The 23,133-nt window shown below is 48.5% G+C and carries 23 protein-coding genes; 9 read left to right on the top strand and 14 right to left on the bottom strand.

The genetic code is table 11. The annotated features are described in order from the left end of the window. Nucleotides 1-65 precede the first annotated feature (65 nt). The gene (bioD, locus tag PS053_RS03015; RefSeq protein ID WP_000919219.1) at nucleotides 66-761 is read left to right on the top strand and encodes a dethiobiotin synthase; all 696 of its coding nucleotides are present in this window, start codon (nucleotides 66-68) and stop codon (nucleotides 759-761) included. Here the strand turns inward: bioD and clcB are convergent. The 7 genes from clcB to PS053_RS02980 form a co-directional block, all read right to left on the bottom strand. Continuing rightward, nucleotides 714-2,006, bottom strand: a complete 1,293-nt coding sequence (gene clcB, locus PS053_RS03010; RefSeq protein WP_256878974.1) for a voltage-gated ClC-type chloride channel ClcB — start codon at nucleotides 2,004-2,006, stop codon at nucleotides 714-716. The genes bioD and clcB overlap by 48 nt on opposite strands. A 155-nt stretch (nucleotides 2,007-2,161) precedes the next feature. Then, complete coding sequence (gene dmsD / locus PS053_RS03005) at nucleotides 2,162-2,776, bottom strand: Tat proofreading chaperone DmsD (RefSeq protein WP_054410585.1); 615 nt, start codon at nucleotides 2,774-2,776, stop codon at nucleotides 2,162-2,164. Between the two features lie 42 nt (nucleotides 2,777-2,818). Beyond that, nucleotides 2,819-3,676, bottom strand: a complete 858-nt coding sequence (locus tag PS053_RS03000) for a dimethyl sulfoxide reductase anchor subunit family protein (RefSeq protein WP_059224358.1) — start codon at nucleotides 3,674-3,676, stop codon at nucleotides 2,819-2,821. A gap of 1 nt (nucleotide 3,677) precedes the next feature. Continuing rightward, complete coding sequence (ynfG, locus tag PS053_RS02995) at nucleotides 3,678-4,295, bottom strand: DMSO reductase like molybdoenzyme iron-sulfur subunit YnfG (protein WP_000213046.1); 618 nt, start codon at nucleotides 4,293-4,295, stop codon at nucleotides 3,678-3,680. A gap of 10 nt (nucleotides 4,296-4,305) precedes the next feature. After that, a complete protein-coding gene (gene ynfF, locus PS053_RS02990; RefSeq protein WP_207610706.1) occupies nucleotides 4,306-6,729 on the bottom strand; it encodes a selenate/tellurate reductase subunit YnfF in 2,424 nt (807 codons plus the stop codon). Between the two features lie 62 nt (nucleotides 6,730-6,791). After that, a complete protein-coding gene (gene ynfE / locus PS053_RS02985; protein WP_059227410.1) occupies nucleotides 6,792-9,218 on the bottom strand; it encodes a selenate/tellurate reductase subunit YnfE in 2,427 nt (808 codons plus the stop codon). A 243-nt stretch (nucleotides 9,219-9,461) separates the two neighbouring features. Beyond that, nucleotides 9,462-9,767 carry a DUF1161 domain-containing protein gene (locus PS053_RS02980; protein ID WP_000857964.1) on the bottom strand — a complete coding sequence of 102 codons (306 nt, stop codon included), beginning with the start codon at nucleotides 9,765-9,767 and terminating at the stop codon, nucleotides 9,462-9,464. A 107-nt stretch (nucleotides 9,768-9,874) separates the two neighbouring features. Here PS053_RS02980 and PS053_RS02975 point away from each other — a divergent pair, with 107 nt between their 5' ends. Beyond that, nucleotides 9,875-10,585 carry a YnfC family lipoprotein gene (locus tag PS053_RS02975; RefSeq protein WP_095575737.1) on the top strand — a complete coding sequence of 237 codons (711 nt, stop codon included), beginning with the start codon at nucleotides 9,875-9,877 and terminating at the stop codon, nucleotides 10,583-10,585. Between the two features lie 2 nt (nucleotides 10,586-10,587). Here the strand turns inward: PS053_RS02975 and speG are convergent, their stop codons facing one another. Next, entirely contained in the window at nucleotides 10,588-11,148 is a 561-nt protein-coding gene (gene speG / locus PS053_RS02970; protein ID WP_000606224.1) for a spermidine N1-acetyltransferase, read from the bottom strand. A 34-nt stretch (nucleotides 11,149-11,182) separates the two neighbouring features. Further along, complete coding sequence (locus PS053_RS02965) at nucleotides 11,183-11,524, bottom strand: DUF1283 family protein (RefSeq protein ID WP_001066434.1); 342 nt, start codon at nucleotides 11,522-11,524, stop codon at nucleotides 11,183-11,185. A 134-nt stretch (nucleotides 11,525-11,658) separates the two neighbouring features. Here PS053_RS02965 and PS053_RS02960 point away from each other — a divergent pair, with 134 nt between their 5' ends. The 5 genes from PS053_RS02960 to PS053_RS02940 all read left to right on the top strand — a co-directional run bounded on the left by PS053_RS02960 (nucleotide 11,659) and on the right by PS053_RS02940 (nucleotide 17,404). Further along, nucleotides 11,659-11,985, top strand: a complete 327-nt coding sequence (locus tag PS053_RS02960) for a YnfA family protein (protein WP_002462117.1) — start codon at nucleotides 11,659-11,661, stop codon at nucleotides 11,983-11,985. 196 nt (nucleotides 11,986-12,181) lie between these two features. Further along, on the top strand, nucleotides 12,182-13,396 hold the full coding sequence (gene rspA, locus PS053_RS02955) for a starvation-sensing protein RspA (RefSeq protein WP_159386159.1): 1,215 nt from the start codon (nucleotides 12,182-12,184) through the stop codon (nucleotides 13,394-13,396). A gap of 13 nt (nucleotides 13,397-13,409) precedes the next feature. Continuing rightward, the gene (locus PS053_RS02950) at nucleotides 13,410-14,429 is read left to right on the top strand and encodes a Zn-dependent oxidoreductase (protein WP_256878976.1); all 1,020 of its coding nucleotides are present in this window, start codon (nucleotides 13,410-13,412) and stop codon (nucleotides 14,427-14,429) included. Nucleotides 14,430-14,486: 57 nt separating this feature from the next. Further along, entirely contained in the window at nucleotides 14,487-15,854 is a 1,368-nt protein-coding gene (gene ydfJ / locus PS053_RS02945) for an MHS family MFS transporter YdfJ (RefSeq protein ID WP_000151238.1), read from the top strand. An 89-nt stretch (nucleotides 15,855-15,943) separates the two neighbouring features. After that, nucleotides 15,944-17,404: a mannitol dehydrogenase family protein gene (locus PS053_RS02940; RefSeq protein WP_256878977.1), complete on the top strand. Its 1,461-nt coding sequence runs from the start codon at nucleotides 15,944-15,946 to the stop codon at nucleotides 17,402-17,404. A gap of 35 nt (nucleotides 17,405-17,439) precedes the next feature. Here the strand turns inward: PS053_RS02940 and ydfZ are convergent, their stop codons facing one another. From ydfZ to ydfG, 3 genes are all read right to left on the bottom strand, one after another. Further along, nucleotides 17,440-17,643 (bottom strand): putative selenium delivery protein YdfZ, encoded by a 204-nt coding sequence (gene ydfZ / locus PS053_RS02935; protein ID WP_000214712.1) that lies wholly within the window; start codon nucleotides 17,641-17,643, stop codon nucleotides 17,440-17,442. 174 nt (nucleotides 17,644-17,817) lie between these two features. Further along, on the bottom strand, nucleotides 17,818-18,504 hold the full coding sequence (gene rspR, locus PS053_RS02930; RefSeq protein ID WP_000215537.1) for a DNA-binding transcriptional regulator rspR: 687 nt from the start codon (nucleotides 18,502-18,504) through the stop codon (nucleotides 17,818-17,820). 88 nt (nucleotides 18,505-18,592) lie between these two features. Continuing rightward, on the bottom strand, nucleotides 18,593-19,339 hold the full coding sequence (gene ydfG / locus PS053_RS02925; protein ID WP_002462120.1) for a bifunctional NADP-dependent 3-hydroxy acid dehydrogenase/3-hydroxypropionate dehydrogenase YdfG: 747 nt from the start codon (nucleotides 19,337-19,339) through the stop codon (nucleotides 18,593-18,595). A 136-nt stretch (nucleotides 19,340-19,475) separates the two neighbouring features. Between ydfG and dcp the strand changes: the two genes are divergently transcribed. Together dcp and PS053_RS02915 are read left to right on the top strand one after the other, a co-directional pair. After that, nucleotides 19,476-21,521, top strand: coding sequence for a peptidyl-dipeptidase Dcp (dcp, locus tag PS053_RS02920; protein ID WP_256878978.1), 2,046 nt, complete (start codon nucleotides 19,476-19,478; stop codon nucleotides 21,519-21,521). 270 nt (nucleotides 21,522-21,791) lie between these two features. After that, nucleotides 21,792-22,682 (top strand): diguanylate cyclase, encoded by an 891-nt coding sequence (locus tag PS053_RS02915; protein WP_000592790.1) that lies wholly within the window; start codon nucleotides 21,792-21,794, stop codon nucleotides 22,680-22,682. Between the two features lie 125 nt (nucleotides 22,683-22,807). Here the strand turns inward: PS053_RS02915 and PS053_RS02910 are convergent, their stop codons facing one another. Together PS053_RS02910 and mgtS are read right to left on the bottom strand one after the other, a co-directional pair. After that, entirely contained in the window at nucleotides 22,808-22,912 is a 105-nt protein-coding gene (locus PS053_RS02910; protein ID WP_212741656.1) for a hypothetical protein, read from the bottom strand. Next, the gene (gene mgtS, locus PS053_RS02905; protein WP_000901363.1) at nucleotides 22,912-23,007 is read right to left on the bottom strand and encodes a protein MgtS; all 96 of its coding nucleotides are present in this window, start codon (nucleotides 23,005-23,007) and stop codon (nucleotides 22,912-22,914) included. The genes PS053_RS02910 and mgtS overlap by 1 nt, the downstream gene beginning before the upstream one ends. Between the last annotated feature and the right edge of the window lie 126 nt (nucleotides 23,008-23,133).

Raw genomic sequence — 23,133 nt, 5'->3', positions numbered from 1 at the left:
TTAGACTTTCATCGTTGAATTATTTTCCTGGCTTATATTTGTGAAGCATAACGGTGGAGTTAGTGATGCTGAAGCGTTTCTTTATTACAGGTACAGACACTTCTGTGGGGAAAACGGTGGTTTCCCGCGCATTGCTACAAGCGTTAGCCTCTCAGGGAAAAACAGTTGCGGGGTACAAGCCCGTAGCGAAGGGGAGCAAAGAAACGCCTGACGGGCTGCGTAATAAAGATGCCCTGGTGTTGCAGAGTGTTTCGTCTGTTGAGCTGCCTTATGAAGCAGTCAATCCTATTGCGTTAAGCGAAGAAGAAAGCAGCGTGGCGCACAGTTGCCCAATTAATTACACGCTCATTTCAAATGGTCTGGCTAATCTGGCCGACAAAGTTGAACATGTAGTCGTTGAGGGGACCGGCGGATGGCGTAGCCTGATGAATGATCTCCGTCCTCTTTCTGAATGGGTAGTGCAGGAACAGCTCCCGGTGTTAATGGTTGTGGGCATTCAGGAAGGCTGTATTAACCATGCGCTTTTGACCGCGCAGGCCATTGCTAACGACGGCCTGCCGCTGATTGGCTGGGTGGCGAATCGTATCAATCCGGGATTAGCACATTATGCTGAAATCATTGATGTGTTGAGTAAAAAACTCCCGGCACCGCTCATTGGCGAGCTGCCTTATCTGCCACGAGCCGAACAGCGCGAGTTGGGACAATACATCCGCTTATCCATGCTGTGCAGTGTGCTGGCGGTAGATAGAGTCACGATGTAAAGTCCGCGACATTACCGAGGCAATCACGCAGGCAATCAATAAACCGGGGAGTAGCTGATACTCCCCGGTCATTTCGCATATCATCAATGTCGACATAATCGGAGCATGCGTGGTCGCCGCTAACAGTGTCGCCATCCCGGTAAGTCCCAGCAGAAGCGTAATTTCTTCGCCGCCAGAAAACCATAACCCCAGACTACGTCCATATAACATACCAATCGCCAGGCCGATAAATAGCGTTGGTGTAAACACGCCGCCAGGTGCGCCGGAGCCACTACTGGCAAGTACTGCGAACAGTTTACAAAGGAATATTCCGGCAATGATCGTAAACAGCGGCGGGGCGGTTAAAAAGGATTGCACCACACTATAGCCATTACCCCATACGGCAGGTGTAAGCAAAGAGAGTAAGCCTACTATCAAGCCACCTGAAGCCAGTTGCCAGGGCGGCGAGAGTTTCAGATTAATAAAAAACCGATGGCTGGCGTTCATAAGCTTTAACAACAGTGGGCCGCACAAACCCGCCAGAATGCCGGTACTGATAATCAGCGCATAGTCACGAGTCTGAACCGTCACTGAGAGTTGCACGCTGTAGAGCAAAGCATCGCTATGATTAATAAGATTGCTGACCAGCAACGCCACGACGGCAGAGATCACCACCGGACCGAGGGAGGCCAGCATCATAGTGCCAAACAGCACTTCGGCAATAAATAAAGAACCTGCAAGTGGCGCACGATAGGCCGCAGCCATCCCCGCTGCAGCACCGCAGGCAATCCATAATTTCCACTCTTCGCGCGGCGTAAAACGTTGGGCAAACCATGATGCAGCAAGCGCCGCCAACAAAATCATTGCACCTTCACGACCGATTGCGCTGCCGCTGGTCACCACCAGCAGAGAGGCGAGTGATTTTACCAGGCTGGAGGCGTAATCAAACTGCCCATCGGTCTGTAATGCCTCCATATAATCGGTAGGCGCGTGGGGACGTTGTTGAGTAAATTTCTGCCAGCCCATCAGTAATAAGCCAGCCGCTAATCCACCAAGCGCCGGAGTTAATAGCCGACGCCACGGAGAAAGATTGGCGGCAGCATTGACCAGGCTACCGGAATCATTGCTCAGAAATAGCCATTCCAGTAATAACATGGCGTGGTGAAATCCCGCAACAGCAAGAGCCGCAAGGATGCCTGTTACCGTCGCGATAATCAGACGTCGGAACATGGTACGCAGATTCGGGTAGATGTGTAGATGGTGCATGGGCAGAAACAGCGCGTTAAATACAGATAACTATTTTGCGGGAAAAGAGGTCAGGCGTAAAAGCAGTCTGTGCTTTATATAGAATTATTCGTGACACTGTAACTTCTTGATGCCGGATGGCGCATGTAGTCACCATCCGTAATTTCAAATCAATTTCAACGAAACAATGGTTTAACCGCGACAGGAATCAACAACTGTGATTGCCATTGCGCCAGCGTTAAACGGGCCAGTTTCCCCAGGGCGCAGTAGAATGGATGCTCAGCATTCTCGATAAACACCTCAAGAAAGCGCGATGACCACGGCAGCAGGTGCCAGGCCAGCAGTTCTTCGCACTCTGTCTGCCGTCCGTTCTCAGCAAGCCAGGCAGCTTGTAACAGCAGGGAACCAAAATTGTCTTCCGGTTCATTTTGCTTCATCTCAAACTGAATTCCGTTTTCACGCATCCACTGACGAAGCGCCAGCGTGGAGTCACCAAATAATACTGATTCACGATCCAGCCAGACAGAACCCCACGGCGGTGAGGGCAGCGCCCACGGTCCGACAAATAAGCGTTGCCATGCCTGCGACAGACTCTCTTCACTTTCAGCCTGAAAATCACTTGCCAGGGGGGCCAGAACATCTGCCGCCAGCGGCCATTGCGCCTGCCATCCGTCACTGGATAATGCGGTCACCAGGCCTGAGGCTTCGGCGCTCTCCGGTGCGTAGTAAAACAACGCGCCCAGTACGCGTGCCGTCATGGAAAAATCTTCACGTTGTGAAAAATGCGTCATTCATACCATCCTGAAAGTGCGGGTTGCCCCGCACGATTTGTGTTAACCGGCTACTGCCATACCTACGGTCATGTGCAGGCCATAAAACAGCGTGCGACCAATAACTTCACCACCCAGCATTAGCACCAGACCAAGCAGCAATCCGGCTACATGTGGTGATTTCTGGCGTGCCAGAGGGCACAGCCAGCAGCCTAATCCACCTGCAAGCAACACAAGACGCCAGACCTGGAGCGAGGCGTAATCCGGCACCAGCGCAGTGGCCTGTTGTACGGAACTGTGGATCGTCGCCAGCGACATGCCCTGCAATACGATGACTGCCGCGGTTACCAGCAAAGCCAGTACGCTGACTGCTGCCAGCGCCGTGTTGTGAAAATCCACCCGCGCGGCGCGCAGAAGAAGAGTACCAAACAGCGGGCCGCAGAGAAACGCAGTCAGGAAAAAGGCCAGCGTGGTGTACCCGTTATGCCAGGTGGGCACGGTGTCAATCTGGTAAACGCGGCTCATCACCCAGATGAAAATTACCCCGAGTGCCATGCTAATCAGCAGCCAGAGTTTCCCCAGCGCTGGCGGTATTTTACCGATGAAAGCGACCAGCCACCAGATACCACCGACGGCGAAAAAGAGCGAACCAGCGGCAATTTCGTTACTCAGCCCGGATGCACCGACGCGGTTAAGCGAGTTAAACGCGCGCAGTGGCGAGCCGAGGTGCATCACAGAAGCGAGGAAAGCCACGCCCATCACCAGCCAGAGGAAGAACATCCCGCGCACAATGCGCTGGCGGGCAGCGGCATCGTCTTTCACTGCCATCCAGCCGAGGCCGCTGACGATAAGTGCGCCGACCACCGTTTGCCCCAGTACTGTAAACAGTACCAACGGCCATTCATGCCATCCATTTCCCATTTTATACCTCCTTCGGATTTGCCAGATAACCGGTGGTGTCGCCAGAAGGGCGGCTGTTGGCGTTAGGCTTAATAACAATATTGGGTTTCGTAAAATGCGCACGCGGCAGTGGCGCGACGGCGGCAAGATCGCCGTGTTTCTTGCGCAGTTCTTCAATGGGGCCGAACTCCAGCGCGCGCAGCGGGCATGATTCAACGCATATCGGTTGTTTACCTTCCGCGACGCGTGAATAGCAGCCATCGCACTTGGTCATATGGCCTTTTTCGGCGTTGTACTGTGGCGCGCCGTACGGGCAGGCCATATGACAGTAGCGGCAGCCAATGCAGACATCTTCATCGACCACCACAAAGCCATCTTCACGTTTGTGCATTGCGCCGCTGGGACAGACTTTGGTACAGGCCGGATCGTCGCAGTGGTTGCACGAAATCGAGAGATAGTAGGCAAAGACGTTCTGATGCCAGACACCGTTATCCTCCTGCCAGTCACCTCCCGCATATTCATAAATACGGCGGAAACTGACGTCGGGGCCTAAATCTTTGTAGTCCTTACACGCCAGCTCGCAGGTTTTGCAGCCGGTGCAGCGGCTGGAATCAATAAAAAATCCATATTGTGTCGTCATGGGTTACTCCTTAAACCTTTTCAATCTGGACGAGATTGCTGTGTGATGGGTTTCCCTTTGCCAGCGGTGAAGGGCGGTGGGAGGTCAGAATGTTAATACAGCCGCCGTGATCGACCTGGTCGCCAAACATATCGGCTTTAAGCCATGCACCTTGTCCGATAGCGGTTACGCCAGGCAGAATGCGCGGTGTCACTTTTGCGGCGATCAGCATTTGTCCGTTATTGTTAAATACCCGCACGGTATCGCCATGACGGATACCACGAGCCTGAGCATCAATTGGGTTGATCCACACCTCTTGCGGGCAAGCTTGTTGTAAGACATCAATATTGCCATAGCTGGAGTGGGTACGAGCCTTATAGTGGAAGCCCGTTAACTGGAGTGGATAGATTTTCCGCAGGGGATCATCCCAGCCGTCGAAACCTGGGGTATACGCTGGCAGCGGATGAATAATTTCATCCTTTTTCAATTCCCAGGTATCCGCAATGGTCGCCAGCCGCTCAGAATAAATTTCGATTTTACCTGATGGCGTTTTCAGTGGATTTGCCTGCGGATCTTCGCGGAATGCACGGAAAGCGACATAGTGCTCTTCTGGACATTTTTTCTTAAAGATCCCGGTCGTTTTCATCTCCTCGTAATCGGGCATCTCCGGGTTACGCTCCTTCGTTTTCGCATGAAGATATTTGATCCATTCATGCTGGCTACGGCCTTCAGTGAAGGTTTGATAAACGTCTGGCCCTAAACGTTTCGCGATTTCACTCAACATCCAGTAGATGGGTTTGCGTTCAAATTTTGCAGAGGTTGCTGGTTGGGCGAGGATCACATACCCCATATTCCCGGCGGATTCGTGTGAGATGAGATCTTCCTGTTCCGTCGGCATCAGGTCAGGCAACAGAATGTCGCAGTATTTTGCTGAGGCCGTCATAAAGTGGTCAATACCGACAATCATCTCGCACTTGCTGTCATCCTGAAGTACTTCATGGGTGTGATTGATGTCGCCATGTTGATTAATTAGCGTGTTGCTGGCGTAGCACCACAAAAACTTAATCGGAACATCCAGTTTTTCTTTACCGCGCACGCCATCGCGGGTTGCCGTCATTTCCGTACCATGGTCGATTGCGTCCGTCCATGTAAAAACAGAAATCTGTGTTTTGACCGGGTTTTCGAGCATCGGGAACCATTCAACCCCCAGATCCCAGCTACCTTCGCGTACACCCGAGTTACCGCCGTTTATGCCGACGTTCCCGGTAAGCACTGAAAGCATGGCGATGGCACGGGATGTTTGCTCGCCGTTGGAGTGACGTTGCGGGCCCCAGCCCTGGCAAATATAAGCCGGTTTTGCTGAACCGATCTCACGAGCCAACTGGATAATTTTTTCTGCCGGGATACTGGTGATTTTCGCCGCCCATTCAGGCGTCTTAGCAATACCGTCCGGCCCTTCGCCCAGAATATAGGCTTTATAATGAGCGTTACGCGGTGCGCTGGCGGGTAGCGTTTTTTCATCGTAACCCACACAGTATTTGTCGAGAAATGGCTGATCGATCAGGTTTTCCGTAATCAGTACCCAGGCAATCGCACAGGCCAGTGCGCCATCGGTGCCGGGGCGAATGGGCAGCCATTCATCTTCACGCCCAGCCGCTGTGTCGTTATAACGAGGATCGATGACGATCATGCGCGCATTTGAGCGTTCACGCGCTTGCTCAACATAGTAAGTGACGCCGCCACCGCTCATACGCGTTTCCGCTGGGTTATTCCCGAACATAACTACCAGCTTCGTATTCGCGATATCATCCGGGCTGTTACCATCATTGGCGCCGAACATATAGCTCATTGCCGCGCTGATTTGGGCGGTACTGTAGCTGCCATAGCGACTAAGAAAACCGCCGCAAGAGTTCATCAGACGGTACGGGACGTTTGAGTTGGTGATATTGCCGCCATCCACGCCAGTTCCGTACAGAACATGTACCGCCTCATTTCCGTAATCTTTAAGGATCCGACGGAGGTTATCGCTGATGGTATCCAGAGCTTCATCCCAACTGATGCGTTCAAATTTACCTTCTCCACGCTTTCCGACGCGCTTCATGGGATATTTCAACCGATCTGGATGGTTCATCCGCCGACGGATAGAACGGCCGCGTAAACAAGCGCGAACCTGATGATTACCGTAGACATCGTCACCTGTAGTATCAGACTCCACCCAGTACACGGTGTCATCTTTCACATGTAAACGTAACAGACAGCGGCTTCCGCAGTTAACGGTGCAGGAGCTCCAGACTGCTTTCTCTTCTACCGGAGCTTCTGCAGCACAGGCTATTCGGGAGAATGGCAGAGTGAAGGCACTGCTTGCCAGTGCAAGGCTACCAAGAGCGGAGGTTTTCATCAGACTTCGGCGGCTAATTTCAGCCGTCATGAGCGCCTCTGTGGTGTGGATTTTCATCATTACTCACTTATTGCTTATTGAACAAAAATGTAATTCCAGTACATCCTGGTCGTAGTTATTTATATTTTCTCGATTTCCACCAGATTGGTGTGCTGAGGGTTCCCTTTCGCCAGTGGCGAAGGACGCAGTGTGGTCAGTGTATTGACGCAACCGCCATGGTCGATTTTATCGCCAGACATATTTGCTTCATGCCATGCTCCCTGACCCATAGCACTAACGCCGGGGATAATGCGCGGCGTGACTTTCGCCGGAAGCCGAACTTCGCCGCGGTGATTAAACACCCGCACCATATCGCCGTTGGCAATACCGCGTTTTTGCGCATCAACAGGATTGATCCACACTTCCTGTCGACAGGCTGACTGCAATACGTCGATGTTGCCGTAGCTGGAGTGAGTGCGAGATTTATAATGAAAACCAAATAGTTGTAGCGGGAAGGCGCTACGTTCAGGGGAGTCCCAGCCTTCAAATGTTGAGGCGTAAATTGGCAACGGGCTGATCACTTCATCTTTTTCCAGCTCCCAGGTGCGGGCGATTTCCGCCAGTTGGCTGGAGTAAATTTCAATCTTACCGGATGGCGTTTTTAATGGATTAGCCTCAGGGTCGTCACGAAATGCCTTATAAGCGACGAAATGACCATTAGGATCTTTACGTTTATAGATCCCCATTTTCTTCAGTTCGTCATAAGACGGCAGCGTTGGATCTTTGGCGACCATTTTGGCGTACAGATACTGTAACCACTGTTCCTGGGTACGCCCCTCGGTGAACTTCTGATAGACGTCTGGACCGAGACGTTTGGCTACTTCGCTCATGATCCAGTAAATAGGTTTACGTTCGAATTTTGCGCGCGTGGCGGGTTGGAAAAAGATGAGGTATCCCATATTTCCGGCAGAGTCATTAGGGATAATATCTTCCTGTTCAACAGTCATCAGATCCGGCAGCAGAATATCTGCGTATTTCGCCGATGACGTCATAAAATTCTCTATGACGACAATCATTTCGCACTTCGATTCATCTTGCAGGATGTCGTGAGTCTTATTGATATCAGAATGCTGATTAACCAACGTGTTACCGGCATAATTCCAGATAAATTTGATAGGAACATCCAGCTTATCTTTGCCGCGAACGCCGTCGCGTAAAGCCGTCATTTCAGGCCCGCGAACAATTGCATCAGTCCAGGTAAAAACGGAAATTTGTGTTTTAACTGGCTTTTCGAGAACCGGCATCAATTCAAACGTAATAGCCCATGATGTTTCGCGTGCGCCGCTATTACCGCCATTAATTCCAACATTGCCCGTAAGGATGGGGAGCATGGCAATTGCGCGGGAAGTGAGTTCGCCATTAGCCTGGCGTTGCGGCCCCCATCCCTGAGTAATGTAGGCAGGTTTGGTAGTGCCAATTTCGCGGGCGAGTTTTATGATGCGATCTTCCGGGATCCCCGTAATTTTGGCTGCCCATTCAGGGGTTTTGGCTGTTTTATCGTCTCCCTCGCCAAGAATATAGGCCTTGTAATGGCCATTGCGCGGGGCATCCGCCGGTAAAGTTTTTTCGTCATAACCGATGCAGTATTTATCGAGAAATGGCTGATCAACGAGATTTTCCGTAATTAAAACCCAGGCGATGCCAGCCACCAGCGCTGCATCAGTGCCAGGACGGATAGGTAGCCATTCATCTTCCCGTCCGGCTGCGGTGTCGGTATAGCGTGGATCGATCACCACCATTTTGGCATTCGATTTTTCACGCGCTTTTTCGAGAAGATAAGTGATGCCGCCGCCGCTCATTCTTGTTTCGGCTGGGTTATTACCAAACATCACCACCAGCTTACTGTTCTCAATATCTGAGATGCTGTTACCGTCATTAGAGCCATAAGTGTATGGCATCGCGGCAGATATCTGGGCCGTACTGTAGGAGCCATAATGGCTAAGGTAGCCGCCATAACAATTCATCAGACGGCCGATTATTGATGCATAGGGTGAAGAACGTGTGATATTTCCGCCAATAACCCCTGTACTGTAATTAAGATATATCGCTTCGTTGCCATACTGTTCGACGGTTTTTTTCAGGCTATTGACGATGGTGTCCAGCGCTTCATCCCAGCTAATTCGTTCGAATTTTCCTTCACCGCGTTTGCCTACGCGTTTCATTGGGTAATTCAAACGGTCGGGATGATTAATACGCCGGCGAATTGAGCGACCACGCAAACAGGCCCGTACCTGATGGTTTCCATACTCATCCTTGCCGGTGTTATCTGTTTCTACCCAAATGACTTCATTATCTTTGACATGAAGTCGTAAGGGGCAACGGCTACCACAGTTGACGGAACAGGCGCCCCAGACCACTTTCTCACTGGCTTGTTGCACTGCCGCCGTCGCGTTACGCATCGTAAAAGGCAATGAAAACCCGCCAGCCGCGAGTGCCAGTGAACCGATAGCCGTTGATTTAACTAATGTTCTGCGGCTAATGCCCACCTGACTTTCATTTTTGGACATAACTCACTCCCTGATATCTGTCGTTATATAAATGATTATATATTGAATATTTAGCGTGCTAACTATGGATGCAGTCTACCCATATTGGGTTAACACTTATTAATCCATATCAATAGAAAGGTGTGAGTGCTAAAGAGGTATTCGTCGGATGAGATGCAAGTTGCCAGGTGTGGTGTAAACGACTTATCAGGCCTACAGGATCGTTGCGAGCTGCGGGCCTGATAAGATATGCCACGTAAATGTTTACTGCGGTTCGGCAGATGCGCCGTCCTGGGTAGCCTGAGTAGGTGCAGAGACGTTACCGCTGGTGGTACGGGTATAGAGAATTTTATGCGTATCGTTGGCGCAATGTCCGACAACCTGGGAATCCGGTTGATCAACCTGATCATTCGGCACAATGCTTAAGGTGAAATTACTTTCCGGCACGCCGTTATTGATAATACGCTGCGCAATATCGCTTTTTATGCGCTCACACGATTCCGGCGCGGCAAGCACCGCGGGTGAGGCGAGGGCAAGCAGAAGCACGGCACAACAAGCAGAAGTTTTCATCATTGGCTCCTTACGGGAAGATTACTCATTAAAGCATAGCATTTCATGTGTAAAGTACTGTATTTGCTACTATGATTGAGAATCATCTCTACAACCAGGTGACTGACGTGAATGACAAATTACTGCCATGTTTGCTTGCGATAATACTTACAGGATGTGACCGCCCGGAGGTAACGCTCTCTTTTACGCCAGAAATGGCCAGCTTCTCTAATGAATTTGACTTCGATCCGTTGCGTGGCCCAGTGAAAGATTTCACCCAGACACTAATGAATGAGCAAGGAGAAGTGGCGAAGCGTGTTTCAGGGACTTTATCGGAAGAAGGCTGCTTCGATTCTCTCGAATTACTGGATCTGGAAAATAATACAGTAGTCGCTCTGGTGCTGGATGCTAATTATTACCGGGATGCGCAAACGCTGGAGAAAAGAGTTCGCTTACAAGGTAAATGTCAGCTAGCTGAATTACCCTCCGCGGGCGTCAGTTGGGAAACGGATGATAATGGCTTTGTGGTTAAAGCCAGCAGTAAAGAGATGAAGGTGGAGTATCGTTATGATGCACAGGGATATCCACTGGGAAAAACGACAGAAAGCAACGATAAAAAACTATCGGTAACAGCAACTCCTTCAGACGATCCGATAAAGAAACTTGATTACACAGCAATTACTTTGTTGAATCATCAACAGGTTGGCAATATCAAACAAACTTGTGAATATGACAGCCACGCTAATCCAGTGGACTGCCATCTGGTCATTGTTGATGAGGGAGTAAAACCCGCCATCGAACGAGTTTATACCATCAAAAATACTATCGATTATTATTAATGCTATTGTGCTGTTGGCTTCAGTAAATTCTGACCTGGAGCTTTATGCTCTGCCAGATATTGATGCTGGAAAATGCACATGCGAATGGCATTGCGGTATTGACCGTTAATAAAGAATTCATGCATCAGTTCACCTTCGACCGTAAAACCAAGCTTACGATAAATGTGGATTGCTTTTTCATTCTCTTTATCGACGATCAGATAAAGCTTATAAAGATTAAGTACGGTAAAGCCATAGTCCATTGCTAATTTTGCGGCGCGGGTAGCCAGACCTTGACCCTGGTATTCCGGGGAGATAATTATCTGAAATTCCGCACGGCGGTGGACATGGTTAATTTCAACTAATTCCACCAGGCCCGCTTTTTCGCCGTCGCATTCCACGACGAAGCGGCGTTCACTCTGATCGTGTATGTGTTTGTCATACAGATCAGAGAGTTCAACGAAGGCTTCATAAGGTTCCTCAAACCAGTAACGCATTACGCTGGCGTTATTGTCGAGTTGATGCACATAGCGCAAATCTTCACGCTCCAGCGGACGTAGCTTAACACTGTGGGCGTTAATCATAACGTGTCCTTACATTCCTTATCTTAATAACAGGTTAGGGGGTGATAACGTGTCCGGTACGACGATCCAGACAGCGCAAAGTATTCGGTTCCCAGTAGGCATTGATGTTGGTGCTTTGTTCGCATTTATCGCGGTTATCAAATGCGGCGTCGGCTTTATCCCACTCTTTTTCAGTGCGTTTGTTCACTTTCTGGCGCAGATTGCGCGTGTCATTCCATTGCTCTTTTTCCATAACCGCATGCTGGCGGCTTTGCGCACTATCACCAGACTCAATCACCAGTTTGTTGGTTTCTGCATAGGTTGTTGCGCTCAGTGCCAGAGCGCCAGGCAGCAGCAAGGCCAGCAGGCAGAGTTGTTTGCGAAGAGTGTTATTCATGATTTATTCCTTACATGAATGATTTTGGCTGATTTTACACGATCCACTGCGAACGCCAAACGTACCAGGGAAATGTATATATTGATGATATTATGCCGTCCTATAACTATACATGATGTCAATGAGTGACAAAGATGATTAAAACAACGTTACTGTTTTTCGCGACTGCCCTGTGTGAAATTATTGGCTGTTTTTTGCCATGGCTATGGCTGAAAAGGAACGCCAGTATTTGGTTGCTGGTGCCGGCGGGGCTCTCTCTGGCGCTTTTTGTCTGGTTGCTGACTTTGCATCCGGCGGCGAGTGGGCGGGTTTATGCTGCTTATGGCGGTGTTTACGTCTGCACGGCGCTTTTATGGCTGCGAATTGTGGATGGGGTGAAACTGAGTCTGTACGACTGGACGGGAGCCATAATTGCGCTTTGTGGTATGTTGATTATTGTCGCTGGCTGGTGGCGTGCATAAAGATATTAAATCAATAAGATAGGTTGATTTTAATGAACTAAATCACCTTAATTTTACTCCTCTGTCAATTATTCACGGTGCAAATATGCGCCTTTTTTTGTGATCACGATGGCTTTTTACGATCTTTATACTTGTATGGTAGTAGCTCAGTTGCGTAGATTTTATGCATCACGACAAGCGATGCAAGGAATCAAATATGAAGATCGTAAGGGCTGAAGTTTTTGTTACCTGTCCGGGACGTAATTTCGTTACCTTAAAAATCACCACCGAGGACGGTATCACAGGGCTTGGAGATGCCACCCTGAACGGGCGTGAGCTTTCCGTTGCCTCTTATTTGCAGGATCACCTTTGCCCGCAGCTCATTGGCCGCGATGCGCATCGTATCGAAGATATCTGGCAATTTTTCTATAAAGGCGCGTACTGGCGTCGTGGTCCTGTCACTATGTCGGCCATTTCGGCAGTGGATATGGCGCTGTGGGACATTAAAGCCAAAGCGGCCAACATGCCGCTTTACCAGTTACTGGGAGGGGCTTCCCGTGAAGGAGTCATGGTTTATTGTCACACCACGGGGCACTCCATCGAGGAGGCGCTGGATGACTATGCTCGCCATCAGGAACTGGGATTCAAAGCCATCCGCGTACAGTGCGGCATTCCTGGCATGAAAACCACCTACGGTATGTCCAAAGGCAAAGGGCTGGCTTATGAACCCGCAACCAAAGGGCAGTGGCCGGAAGAACAGTTGTGGTCGACAGAAAAATATCTCGATTTCATGCCGAAATTGTTCGACGCAGTACGTAACAAATTTGGTTTTGATGAGCATTTGCTCCACGACATGCACCATCGCTTAACGCCTATTGAAGCCGCTCGCTTTGGTAAAAGTATTGAAGACTACCGCATGTTCTGGATGGAAGATCCTACGCCTGCGGAAAACCAGGAATGCTTCCGTCTCATCCGTCAGCATACTGTCACGCCAATTGCTGTGGGCGAGGTCTTTAACAGCATCTGGGACTGTAAGCAATTAATTGAAGAACAGCTCATCGATTATATCCGAACAACGCTGACCCATGCGGGGGGGATTACTGGTATGCGTCGGATTGCTGATTTTGCATCACTGTATCAGGTGCGCACTGGCTCGCACGGTCCTTCTGATTTGTCTCCTGTTTGCATGGCGGCAGCACTGCACTTTGATTTATGGGTGCCAAATTTCGGCGTCCAGGAATATATGGGGTACTCCGAACAAATGCTCGAAGTGTTCCCGCATAACTGGGCCTTTGATAACGGCTATATGCATCCAGGTGACAAACCGGGTCTTGGCATCGAGTTTGATGAAAAGCTGGCGGCGAAATATCCCTACGAACCTGCCTATCTACCAGTCGCACGTCTGGAAGATGGCACGCTGTGGAACTGGTAAGGAGTTATAAATAATGAAAAGCATTTTAATTGAAAAACCGAATCAACTGGCGATTATCGAACGTGAAATTCCCATCCCGAATACGGGTGAAGTACGAATAAAGGTGAAACTCGCTGGAATTTGTGGTTCAGACAGCCATATCTATCGTGGGCATAACCCTTTTGCGAAATACCCTCGCGTCATTGGTCATGAATTCTTTGGGGTGATTGACGCTGTGGGGAAAGGTGTAGAAAGCGCCAGAGTAGGCGAGCGTGTCGCTGTCGATCCCGTGGTGAGCTGTGGGCATTGCTATCCATGCTCTATTGGTAAGCCGAATGTCTGCACAACGCTGGCTGTATTGGGCGTTCATGCTGACGGCGGTTTTAGCGAATATGCGATAGTGCCGGCGAAAAACGCGTGGAAAATCCCTGATGAGGTTGCCGATCAATATGCAGTCATGATTGAACCCTTTACCATTGCGGCAAATGTTACGGGTCATGGCAAACCGACTGAAAATGATACCGTTCTGGTTTACGGAGCTGGTCCAATTGGGCTGACCGTCGTTCAGGTATTAAAAGGCGTCTATAACGTTAAAAATGTCATTGTCGCTGATCGTATTGATGAACGACTGGAAAAGGCCAGAGAATGTGGTGCGGACTGGGCGATTAATAATGGGCAGACGCCACTTGGTGAAATATTTGCTGAGAAAGGCATTAAGCCAACATTAATCATTGATGCAGCTTGTCATCCATCCATATTGAAAGAAGCCGTTACGCTGGCTTCACCGGCGGCACGTATTGTTTTAATGGGATTTTCCAGTGAACCGTCGGAAGTTATTCAGCAGGGCATTACTGGTAAAGAACTTTCTATTTTTTCCTCCCGACTAAATGCGAATAAATTCCCAGTTGTTATCGATTGGCTAAGTAAAGGATTAATTAACCCTGACAAACTAATTACCCATACGTTTAATTTCCAGCATGTTGCTGATGCCATAAATTTATTTGAACAGGATCAAAAACGATGCTGCAAAGTCTTACTCACTTTTTCTGAATAATACCAATAACAGCGAGTAAGTAGTACACATCTTACCTCTTTTTTAGAGATATCCATTATGACAATAGAAAAACACGAAAGAAGCACTAAGGATTTGGTGAAGGCTGCCGTATCAGGATGGTTAGGCACTGCACTTGAGTTTATGGATTTCCAGTTATATTCACTCGGCGCTGCGTTAGTGTTCCATGAAATATTTTTCCCAGAATCATCAACTGCAATGGCGTTAATTCTGGCAATGGGAACCTACGGTGCAGGATATGTGGCACGTATTGTCGGAGCATTTATTTTCGGCAAAATGGGCGACAGAATAGGGCGTAAAAAAGTGCTTTTTATTACCATCACCATGATGGGAATCTGTACCACTTTAATTGGCGTGTTGCCGACCTACGCACAAATCGGCGTTTTTGCCCCCATTTTGCTGGTGACGCTACGTATTATTCAGGGGCTGGGTGCTGGGGCGGAAATTTCTGGTGCCGGTACTATGCTTGCTGAGTATGCCCCAAAAGGAAAACGCGGGATTATCTCCTCGTTTGTGGCAATGGGTACTAACTGCGGTACCTTGAGTGCAACGGCAATCTGGGCCTTTATGTTCTTTATCCTCAGCAAAGAAGAACTATTGGCATGGGGATGGCGTATACCATTCCTCGCCAGCGTAGTGGTAATGATATTTGCTATTTGGTTGCGTATGAATCTGAAAGAGAGCCCAGTCTTTGAGAAGGTGAATGATAGTCAACAACCTGCGCCAAAAGCTGTGCCATCTGGCAGTATGTTCCAAAGTAAATCTTTCTGGTTGGCAACGGGCTTACGTTTTGGGCAGGCGGGTAACTCTGGCTTAATTCAGACTTTCCTCGCAGGTTATTTAGTACAAACACTGCTGTTTAATAAAGCGATTCCGACAGATGCCTTAATGATCAGCTCAATTATCGGCTTTATGACGATTCCTTTCCTGGGATGGTTGTCCGATAGAATTGGCCGCCGTATTCCTTATATTATTATGAATACTTCAGCAATTGTACTGGCGTGGCCGATGTTGTCTATTATTGTCGATAAAAGCTATGCCCCAGGCACCATCATGGTTGCATTGATTGTGATTCATAACTGTGCGGTGTTGGGATTGTTTGCTCTGGAAAATATTACCATGGCAGAAATGTTCGGCTGTAAAAATCGTTTTACCCGAATGGCAATATCAAAAGAAATCGGTGGTCTTATTGCCTCAGGTTTTGGCCCTATTCTTGCAGGTATTTTCTGCACCATGACTGAATCCTGGTATCCAATTGCAGTCATGATTATGGCTTATTCGGCTATAGGTTTAATTTCTGCGCTGAAAATGCCAGAAGTTAAAGACCGTGATTTAAGTGCGCTGGAAGATGCAGCGGAGGATCAACCAAACATCATAAATGCAGTGCAGCCTTCAAGAAGTCTGTAAATCCTGAATCCCTTCTCTTAGTGAGGAGGGATTTTTTTATTCATATAACAAACTTTTTAGCTTGCCATATTAAATTTAAGGGAATTGTCATGGGAAATAATTTGTTATCAGCAAAAGCTACACTCCCTGTCTATGATCGCAATAATCTGATACCGCGAATTGTTCATTTAGGTTTTGGCGCATTTCACCGCGCACATCAGGGGGTTTATGCCGATATTCTTGCCGCTGAACATTTTAGTGATTGGGGGTATTATGAGGTCAACTTAATTGGTGGCGAACAGCAAATTGCTGATCTAAATCAGCAAGATAATCTCTATACTGTTGCGGAGATGTCTGCAGATGCCTGGACCGCTCGTGTCGTTGGCGTCGTGAAAAAAGCCCTGCATGTGCAAATGGATGGCTTAGAAGCCGTGTTGCTCGCCATGTGCGAACCGCAAATTGCCATCGTTTCTCTGACAATTACCGAAAAAGGGTATTTCCACTCTCCGGCGACGGGAGAATTAATGTTAGACCATCCGATGGTGGCCGCCGATCTGCAAAATCCCCACCAGCCAAAAACCGCGGTAGGTGTCATTGTTGAGGCGCTGGCGCGCCGTAAAGCCGCCGGATTACCCGCGTTTAGCGTGATGTCATGCGATAACATGCCAGAAAATGGTCATGTTATGCGTGACGTTGTCACGTCTTATGCGCGTGCTATTGATGAAAAACTGGCACAATGGATTGAAGAAAATGTGACGTTTCCGTCAACGATGGTAGATCGTATTGTGCCTGCAGTAACGGCAGAAACGCTGGATAAACTTGAACAACTTACTGGCGTACGCGATCCGGCGGGCGTGGCTTGTGAACCTTTTCGTCAGTGGGTCATTGAAGATAGTTTTGTCGCCGGACGCCCTGAATGGGAAAAAGCAGGCGCCGAACTGGTTAGAGATGTGCTGCCTTATGAAGAGATGAAACTACGTATGCTCAACGGCAGCCATTCATTCCTGGCTTATCTGGGATATCTGGCCGGTTATCAACACATTAACGATTGCATGGAAGATGAAAATTATCGTCACGCGGCACATGCCTTGATGTTGCAGGAGCAGGCGCCAACGTTGAAGGTACAGGGCGTGGATTTGCAAGATTATGCTAATCGATTAATTGCACGCTACAGCAACCCGGCGTTACGTCACCGGACCTGGCAGATAGCGATGGATGGCAGCCAGAAACTGCCGCAGCGTATGCTGGATTCTGTACGCTGGCATTTAGCACATGGCAGCGCGTTTGATCTGCTGGCGTTAGGTATCGCTGGCTGGATGCGTTATGTCGGTGGCGTAGATGAGCAGGGCAATTCGATTGAGATCAGCGAACCGTTATTACCCGTGATTCAACAGGCCGTACAAAACAGTGAGGAAGGAGAAGCTCGCGTACAGGCATTGATGGCAATTGAGGCGATATTTGGCAACGATTTGCCAGACAATGTTTTATTTATCGATAAAGTGACGGAAGCGTACCTGGCTTTATTAGCCGATGGGGCAAAAGCGACGGTGGCGAAATATTCTGTGAAGTAAAAAAAGCAATGCCGCCTTCGGCGGCATTCACACGATTAGTTCATGCCGAGACGAATCAAGTCCAGAGGAGCGAGTTTTTCTTCGCAACCTTCAACAACAACGGTTTTACCGCGGCGAATTTGCTCTGCGGTCAGACCTTCGGTATCAATCGACAGGATCTTGCCAGTGTGACCGGTGCCGCTAACCATAACACGGCTGCCAGTGGTGATTGCGTTACGGTTACGATCGTAGGTCGTCATAGGTGTTTTCTCCTTTCTGATTTACAGTCGAAGCCCACGTAACGGGCGCAATATAAATACTCCTGTCGAGTGAATTATTTTTTGTTTATGATCAAGTTCACATCTTTTTTGATGCTTGCATGAACCAGAAGAAGGGGATGGGCTCTCACCCCGAATGGGATGAGAGGAAATAAATTACTCTTCGCTGAACCAGTCGCTATTTTCCTGACGGATCTGTAGTACTGACTCGCTGATCTCCTGCAAGTGCAATGTCATTGCTTTCTCTACCGCATCGCCATCGTGTTTTTGCAGGGCAGCAAAAATATCCATGTGTTGGCGTAGCAGCATTTCTGGCGGCGAAACGTGGTCGAAACTCATATAGCGCACCCGATCAACGGTCGCCTTCAGGTTTTCAATCGTGTCCCAGGCGAGCGGACAATCGGCGATCTGGGTCAGAATTTGATGAAAGTTATCATCAAGTTCAAAAAAATCATCCAGTTGCTTACGTTCAATAGCAATACGCTGCTGGTGAAGATTTTGCTCCAGTTGATAGCACTGGCTTTCGGTAATCATGGTTGCCGCCCGGCGGGCTACTGCACACTCAATGGCCTGGCGGATAAAGCTGCCGTTGCGTACCTGGGCCATAGAGATTTTATTGACGTAGCTGCCACGCTGCGGACGAATTTGAATCAGACCGTTTTCAGCCAGTTTAATGAAGGCTTCACGAACCGGCTGGCGCGACACATTGAAACGAACAGAGACGTCTTTTTCCGACAACGGCGTACCTGGTGCAATCAGACAATGCACAATGTCACGGCGAAGAATACGATAAATTTGCTGATTGACAGGCTGTGTGGGGTTTAGTTGCGTTTCGACGGTCATGCGTTCTTGCTTATGAGTGGGTTAACTGCATGAGTCTACCACTTTTTTGTCACAAGCAATAACCCGGCGATTAAGCCGGGTATAAAAATTAATGCCGATGGACATTCAGTCCGGCATAGGTTTGCGTTACTGGCATCATCTCCAGCGTGTTAATGTTGACATGCGCAGGCAGGGTAGCTACCCACCAGACTGCTTCGGTAACATCTTCAGCCGTCAGTGCGACGGTGTTTTGGTAAGTCTTTTCTGCTTTATCGTCATCGCCTTTAAAGCGAACATTTGAGAATTCGGTGCCGCCAACCAGACCCGGTTCAATGTCGGTAACACGAACAGCGGTGCCGTGCAGGTCAGTACGCAGGTTCAGACTGAATTGACGAACAAATGCCTTTGTCGCGCCATAGACGTTGCCGCCGGCATATGGCCAGCTACCCGCAGTGGAGCCAATATTAATAATATGACCACGATTACGCTCAACCATACCCGGTAGCACGGCACGCGTCATATATACCAGGCCTTTATTGTTGGTATCGATCATGGTCTCCCAGTCGTCAACACTCGCTTTATGCGCAGGTTCCATACCCAACGCCAGGCCGGCATTGTTTACCAGAATATCAATATTACGCCACTCGACAGGGAGCGATGTCAGCATCTCTTCAATGGCGGCGCGGTTACGGACATCAAGCTGTGCAATATAAAGGTTATCTCCCAGCTCATCTTTTAATTCCAGCAACCGTTCATGACGGCGGCCTGTGGCAATAACTTTATGGCCCTGTTGAATAAAACGACGAGTAATGCATTCACCAAAACCTGCTGTTGCTCCCGTTACTAAAACGATCATCTCACTGTTCCTCAACGCTTTTTGTGTGTAACTAACATAGCACGTGATGTTTGCCTGCGGGTAATACTGGTTGCAAGATTGCACTCTGTTATCAGGAAGCCTACGCTATGAAACACCTCGTTTTCAGGAGTAGAAAATGTCAACGACGAATCCTTTCCTTGCGCAGAGCACTCTGCCATATATGGCTCCCCGTTTTGATCTGATTGAGAATAACCACTATCGCCCGGCCTTCGACGAAGGGATGCGGCAAAAGCGGATTGAGATAGAGGAGATAGCTTTAAATCCACAGACGCCAGATTTTAATAACACAATCCTGGCTCTTGAAAAGAGCGGGGAATTACTCACTCGTGTTACCAGCGTCTTCTTTGCCATGACTTCGGCGCATACCAATGATGAATTACAGCGTCTCGACGAACAGTTCTCGGCGGAACTGGCAGAACTGGCTAATGACATCTACCTCAATGGCGAATTATTTGCTCGGGTTGACGCTGTCTGGCAGCGGCGCGAAACGTCAGGTCTTGATAGTGAATCTGTCCGTCTGGTTGACGTTATTCATCAACGTTTTGTCCTTGCCGGAGCCAGACTGGATGAAGCCGATAAAGCAAAATTAAAAGTACTGAATACCGAAGCGGCGACGCTAACCAGCCAGTTTAATCAGCGGCTATTAGCTGCGAACAAATCCGGCGGTCTGGTGGTTGATAATGTTCAACAACTGGCGGGAATGAGCGAGCAAGATATTGCGCTGGCGGCAGAGGCGGCGCGCGAGAAAGGCCTGGATAACAAATGGCTCATCCCGTTGTTGAATACCACACAACAACCGGCCCTTGCCGAACTACGCGATCGCCAGACGCGTGAAAAACTGTTTACTGCAGGCTGGACGCGGGCTGAAAAAAATGACGCCAATGATACCCGCGCTATTATTCAACGGCTGGTGGAAATTCGGGCTCAACAGGCGAAATTACTTGGTTTCCCCCATTATGCTGCGTGGAAAATTGCCGACCAGATGGCAAAAACGCCAGAAGCGGCACTCAATTTTATGCGTGAAATTGTTCCGGCGGCGCGTAAACGGGCGGACGATGAACTGGCATCAATTCAGGCGATTATCGATCAGCAACAAGATGAATTTCGCGCTCAGCCCTGGGATTGGGCATTCTATGCTGAACAGGTACGACGCGAGAGATTCGATCTCGATGAAGCCCAGATCAAACCTTATTTCGAATTAAACACGGTGTTGAATGAAGGTGTATTCTGGACCGTTAATCAGCTTTTTGGCATCAAGTTTGTCGAACGTTTTGATATTCCTGTCTATCATCCCGATGTACGCGTGTGGGAAATTTTTGATCATAATGGCGTGGGGCTGGCGCTATTTTATGGTGATTTCTTCGCCCGTGATTCAAAAAGCGGTGGCGCGTGGATGGGCAATTTTGTTGAGCAATCCACGCTCAATGAAACGCGACCGGTGATTTACAACGTCTGCAATTATCAGAAACCTGCCGTCGGTGAACCCGCTTTATTATTATGGGATGATGTTATTACTTTATTCCATGAATTTGGTCATACTCTGCATGGCCTGTTTGCCTGCCAGCGTTATGCCACGCTTTCGGGGACTAACACGCCACGTGATTTTGTTGAATTCCCTTCGCAAATCAACGAACACTGGGCAATGCATCCGCAGGTTTTTGCTCGCTATGCCCGTCATTATCAGACAGGGAAAGCCATGCCAGAAGAGTTGCAACAGAAAATGCGCAATGCCAGCCTGTTCAATAAAGGCTATGAGATGAGCGAGCTATTAAGCGCCGCACTTCTCGATATGCGTTGGCACTGTTTGCAGGAAAATGAAGCCATACAGGATGTGGATGATTTTGAACGACGGGCGCTGGTAGCAGAAAATATGGAGCTTCCCGCGGTACCGCCACGTTATCGCAGCAGTTATTTCGCTCACATTTTTGGCGGCGGATATGCGGCAGGTTATTACGCTTATTTGTGGACGCAAATGTTGGCAGACGATGGTTATCAATGGTTTGTCGAGCAGGGCGGTTTAACGCGTGAGAATGGGCAACGTTTTCGTGAAGCTATCCTCTCCAGAGGCAATAGCGAAGATTTAGAACGCTTGTATCGCCACTGGCGCGGTAAAGCCCCCCATATTACGCCGATGCTGCAACATCGCGGGCTGAACGGTTAAATTGGATATTGTGTGTCAGCAGGAACGCTTGCTGGCACACAAATTTGCCAGAAAGAATGCGGCCTGTATTTACCCTCTAACATGGCATGAAAAGATCGCACCTTGCCAATAAGGTGAGAATTAATCACTTTTTTTCTACCAGATTTGTTTTAAATCACGGTGTTAACTTTTGAGTGCGCCATTAAAGGTGTATCTATGAAAATATTGACATAAGTTTTCTTTTCTTTCGTTAGAATAGCGCACACAAGGAACGGTGAAAAAGGAGTGGCAATGATCAAGAAGACAACGGAAATCGATGCCATCTTGTTAGATCTTAATAAAGCTATCGATGCCCATTACCAGTGGCTGGTAAATATGTTTCACAGCGTCGTCGCAAGAGATGCCAGTAAACCAGAAATTACGGATAACCATTCTCATGGGTTGTGTCAATTTGGTCAGTGGATTGAGCACCTGGGGCCACTCGATAATGATGAATTACCTTACGTTCGGTTAATGAATTCTGCCCACCAACATATGCATGACTGTGGTCGGGAATTAATGTTGGCTATTATCGAAAATCGCTGGCAGGAAGCTCATTTTGCAAAATTTCAGGAAGGGTTGCTTTCTTTTACGGCGACATTGACAGATTACAAAATTTATCTTCTGACCATCCGCAGTAATATGGATGTTCTGACAGGATTGCCTGGCCGTCGGGTTCTTGATGAATCCTTTGATTATCAATTGAGTAATGCCGAACCACTGAATCTCTATTTAATGCTTCTGGATATAGACCGTTTTAAATTGGTGAATGATACCTACGGGCATTTAACAGGTGATGTGGTATTACGTACACTGGCGACGTCTCTGGCCAACTGGACGCGTGATTACGAAACAGTTTATCGCTATGGCGGTGAAGAGTTTATTATTATCATCAAAGCGCAAAATGATGATGAAGCGTGTCGCGCCGGGGTTCGTATTTGTCAGTTAGTCGATAACCATGCGATAGCGCATCCTGGTGGGCATATAAATATAACAGTGACTGCGGGTGTGAGTCGCGCATTTCCTGAAGAGCCACTGGATGTGGTTATTGGACGGGCAGACAGAGCAATGTACGAAGGTAAACAGACCGGCAGGAATCGTTGCATGTTTATCAACAAACAGGATGTTATTTCACGCGTTTAACGGCTAGTTTTGCGCTGTTTAACATCTATTGAGAAAAGTGATGTTACTGTGTCGACAGTGCGTTATCAGTGCAAGAAATTGTCTGTTAGCGTAAAAGCAAAACACAAATCTATCCATGCAAGCATTTACCGCCAGTTTACTGGCGGTTTTTTTTCGCCGTCATAAAAATCAGGCCCCTTGTGCATAACTGCAGCAAGGGGCCGATTAGTTGAGGGATTATCTCCGTTCATTAGTTATCCCATTTGTGGCTGAAATACGCGGCCAGAAAACCAGAAAATAAAATAATTCCCAGTACGGCCATAAAAATATTCATATTACCCAGCATGATATACCTCCGTTTGTTTATGGTGTGGTGTGTTTCCTCGCTTACCTTAATATCTCTCAATGAGAAAGATATTAGCAGAGGTAACCTAAACAAAGAATGAATCAGAGGATAATTGGACGGAGAACG

The organism is Escherichia albertii (genome assembly GCF_028622335.1).
Classification (GTDB): Bacteria; Pseudomonadota; Gammaproteobacteria; order Enterobacterales; family Enterobacteriaceae; genus Escherichia; species Escherichia albertii.
The sequence above is the reverse complement of the archived record's forward strand: the minus strand, read 5'-3'. Positions and strand labels throughout refer to the sequence as shown.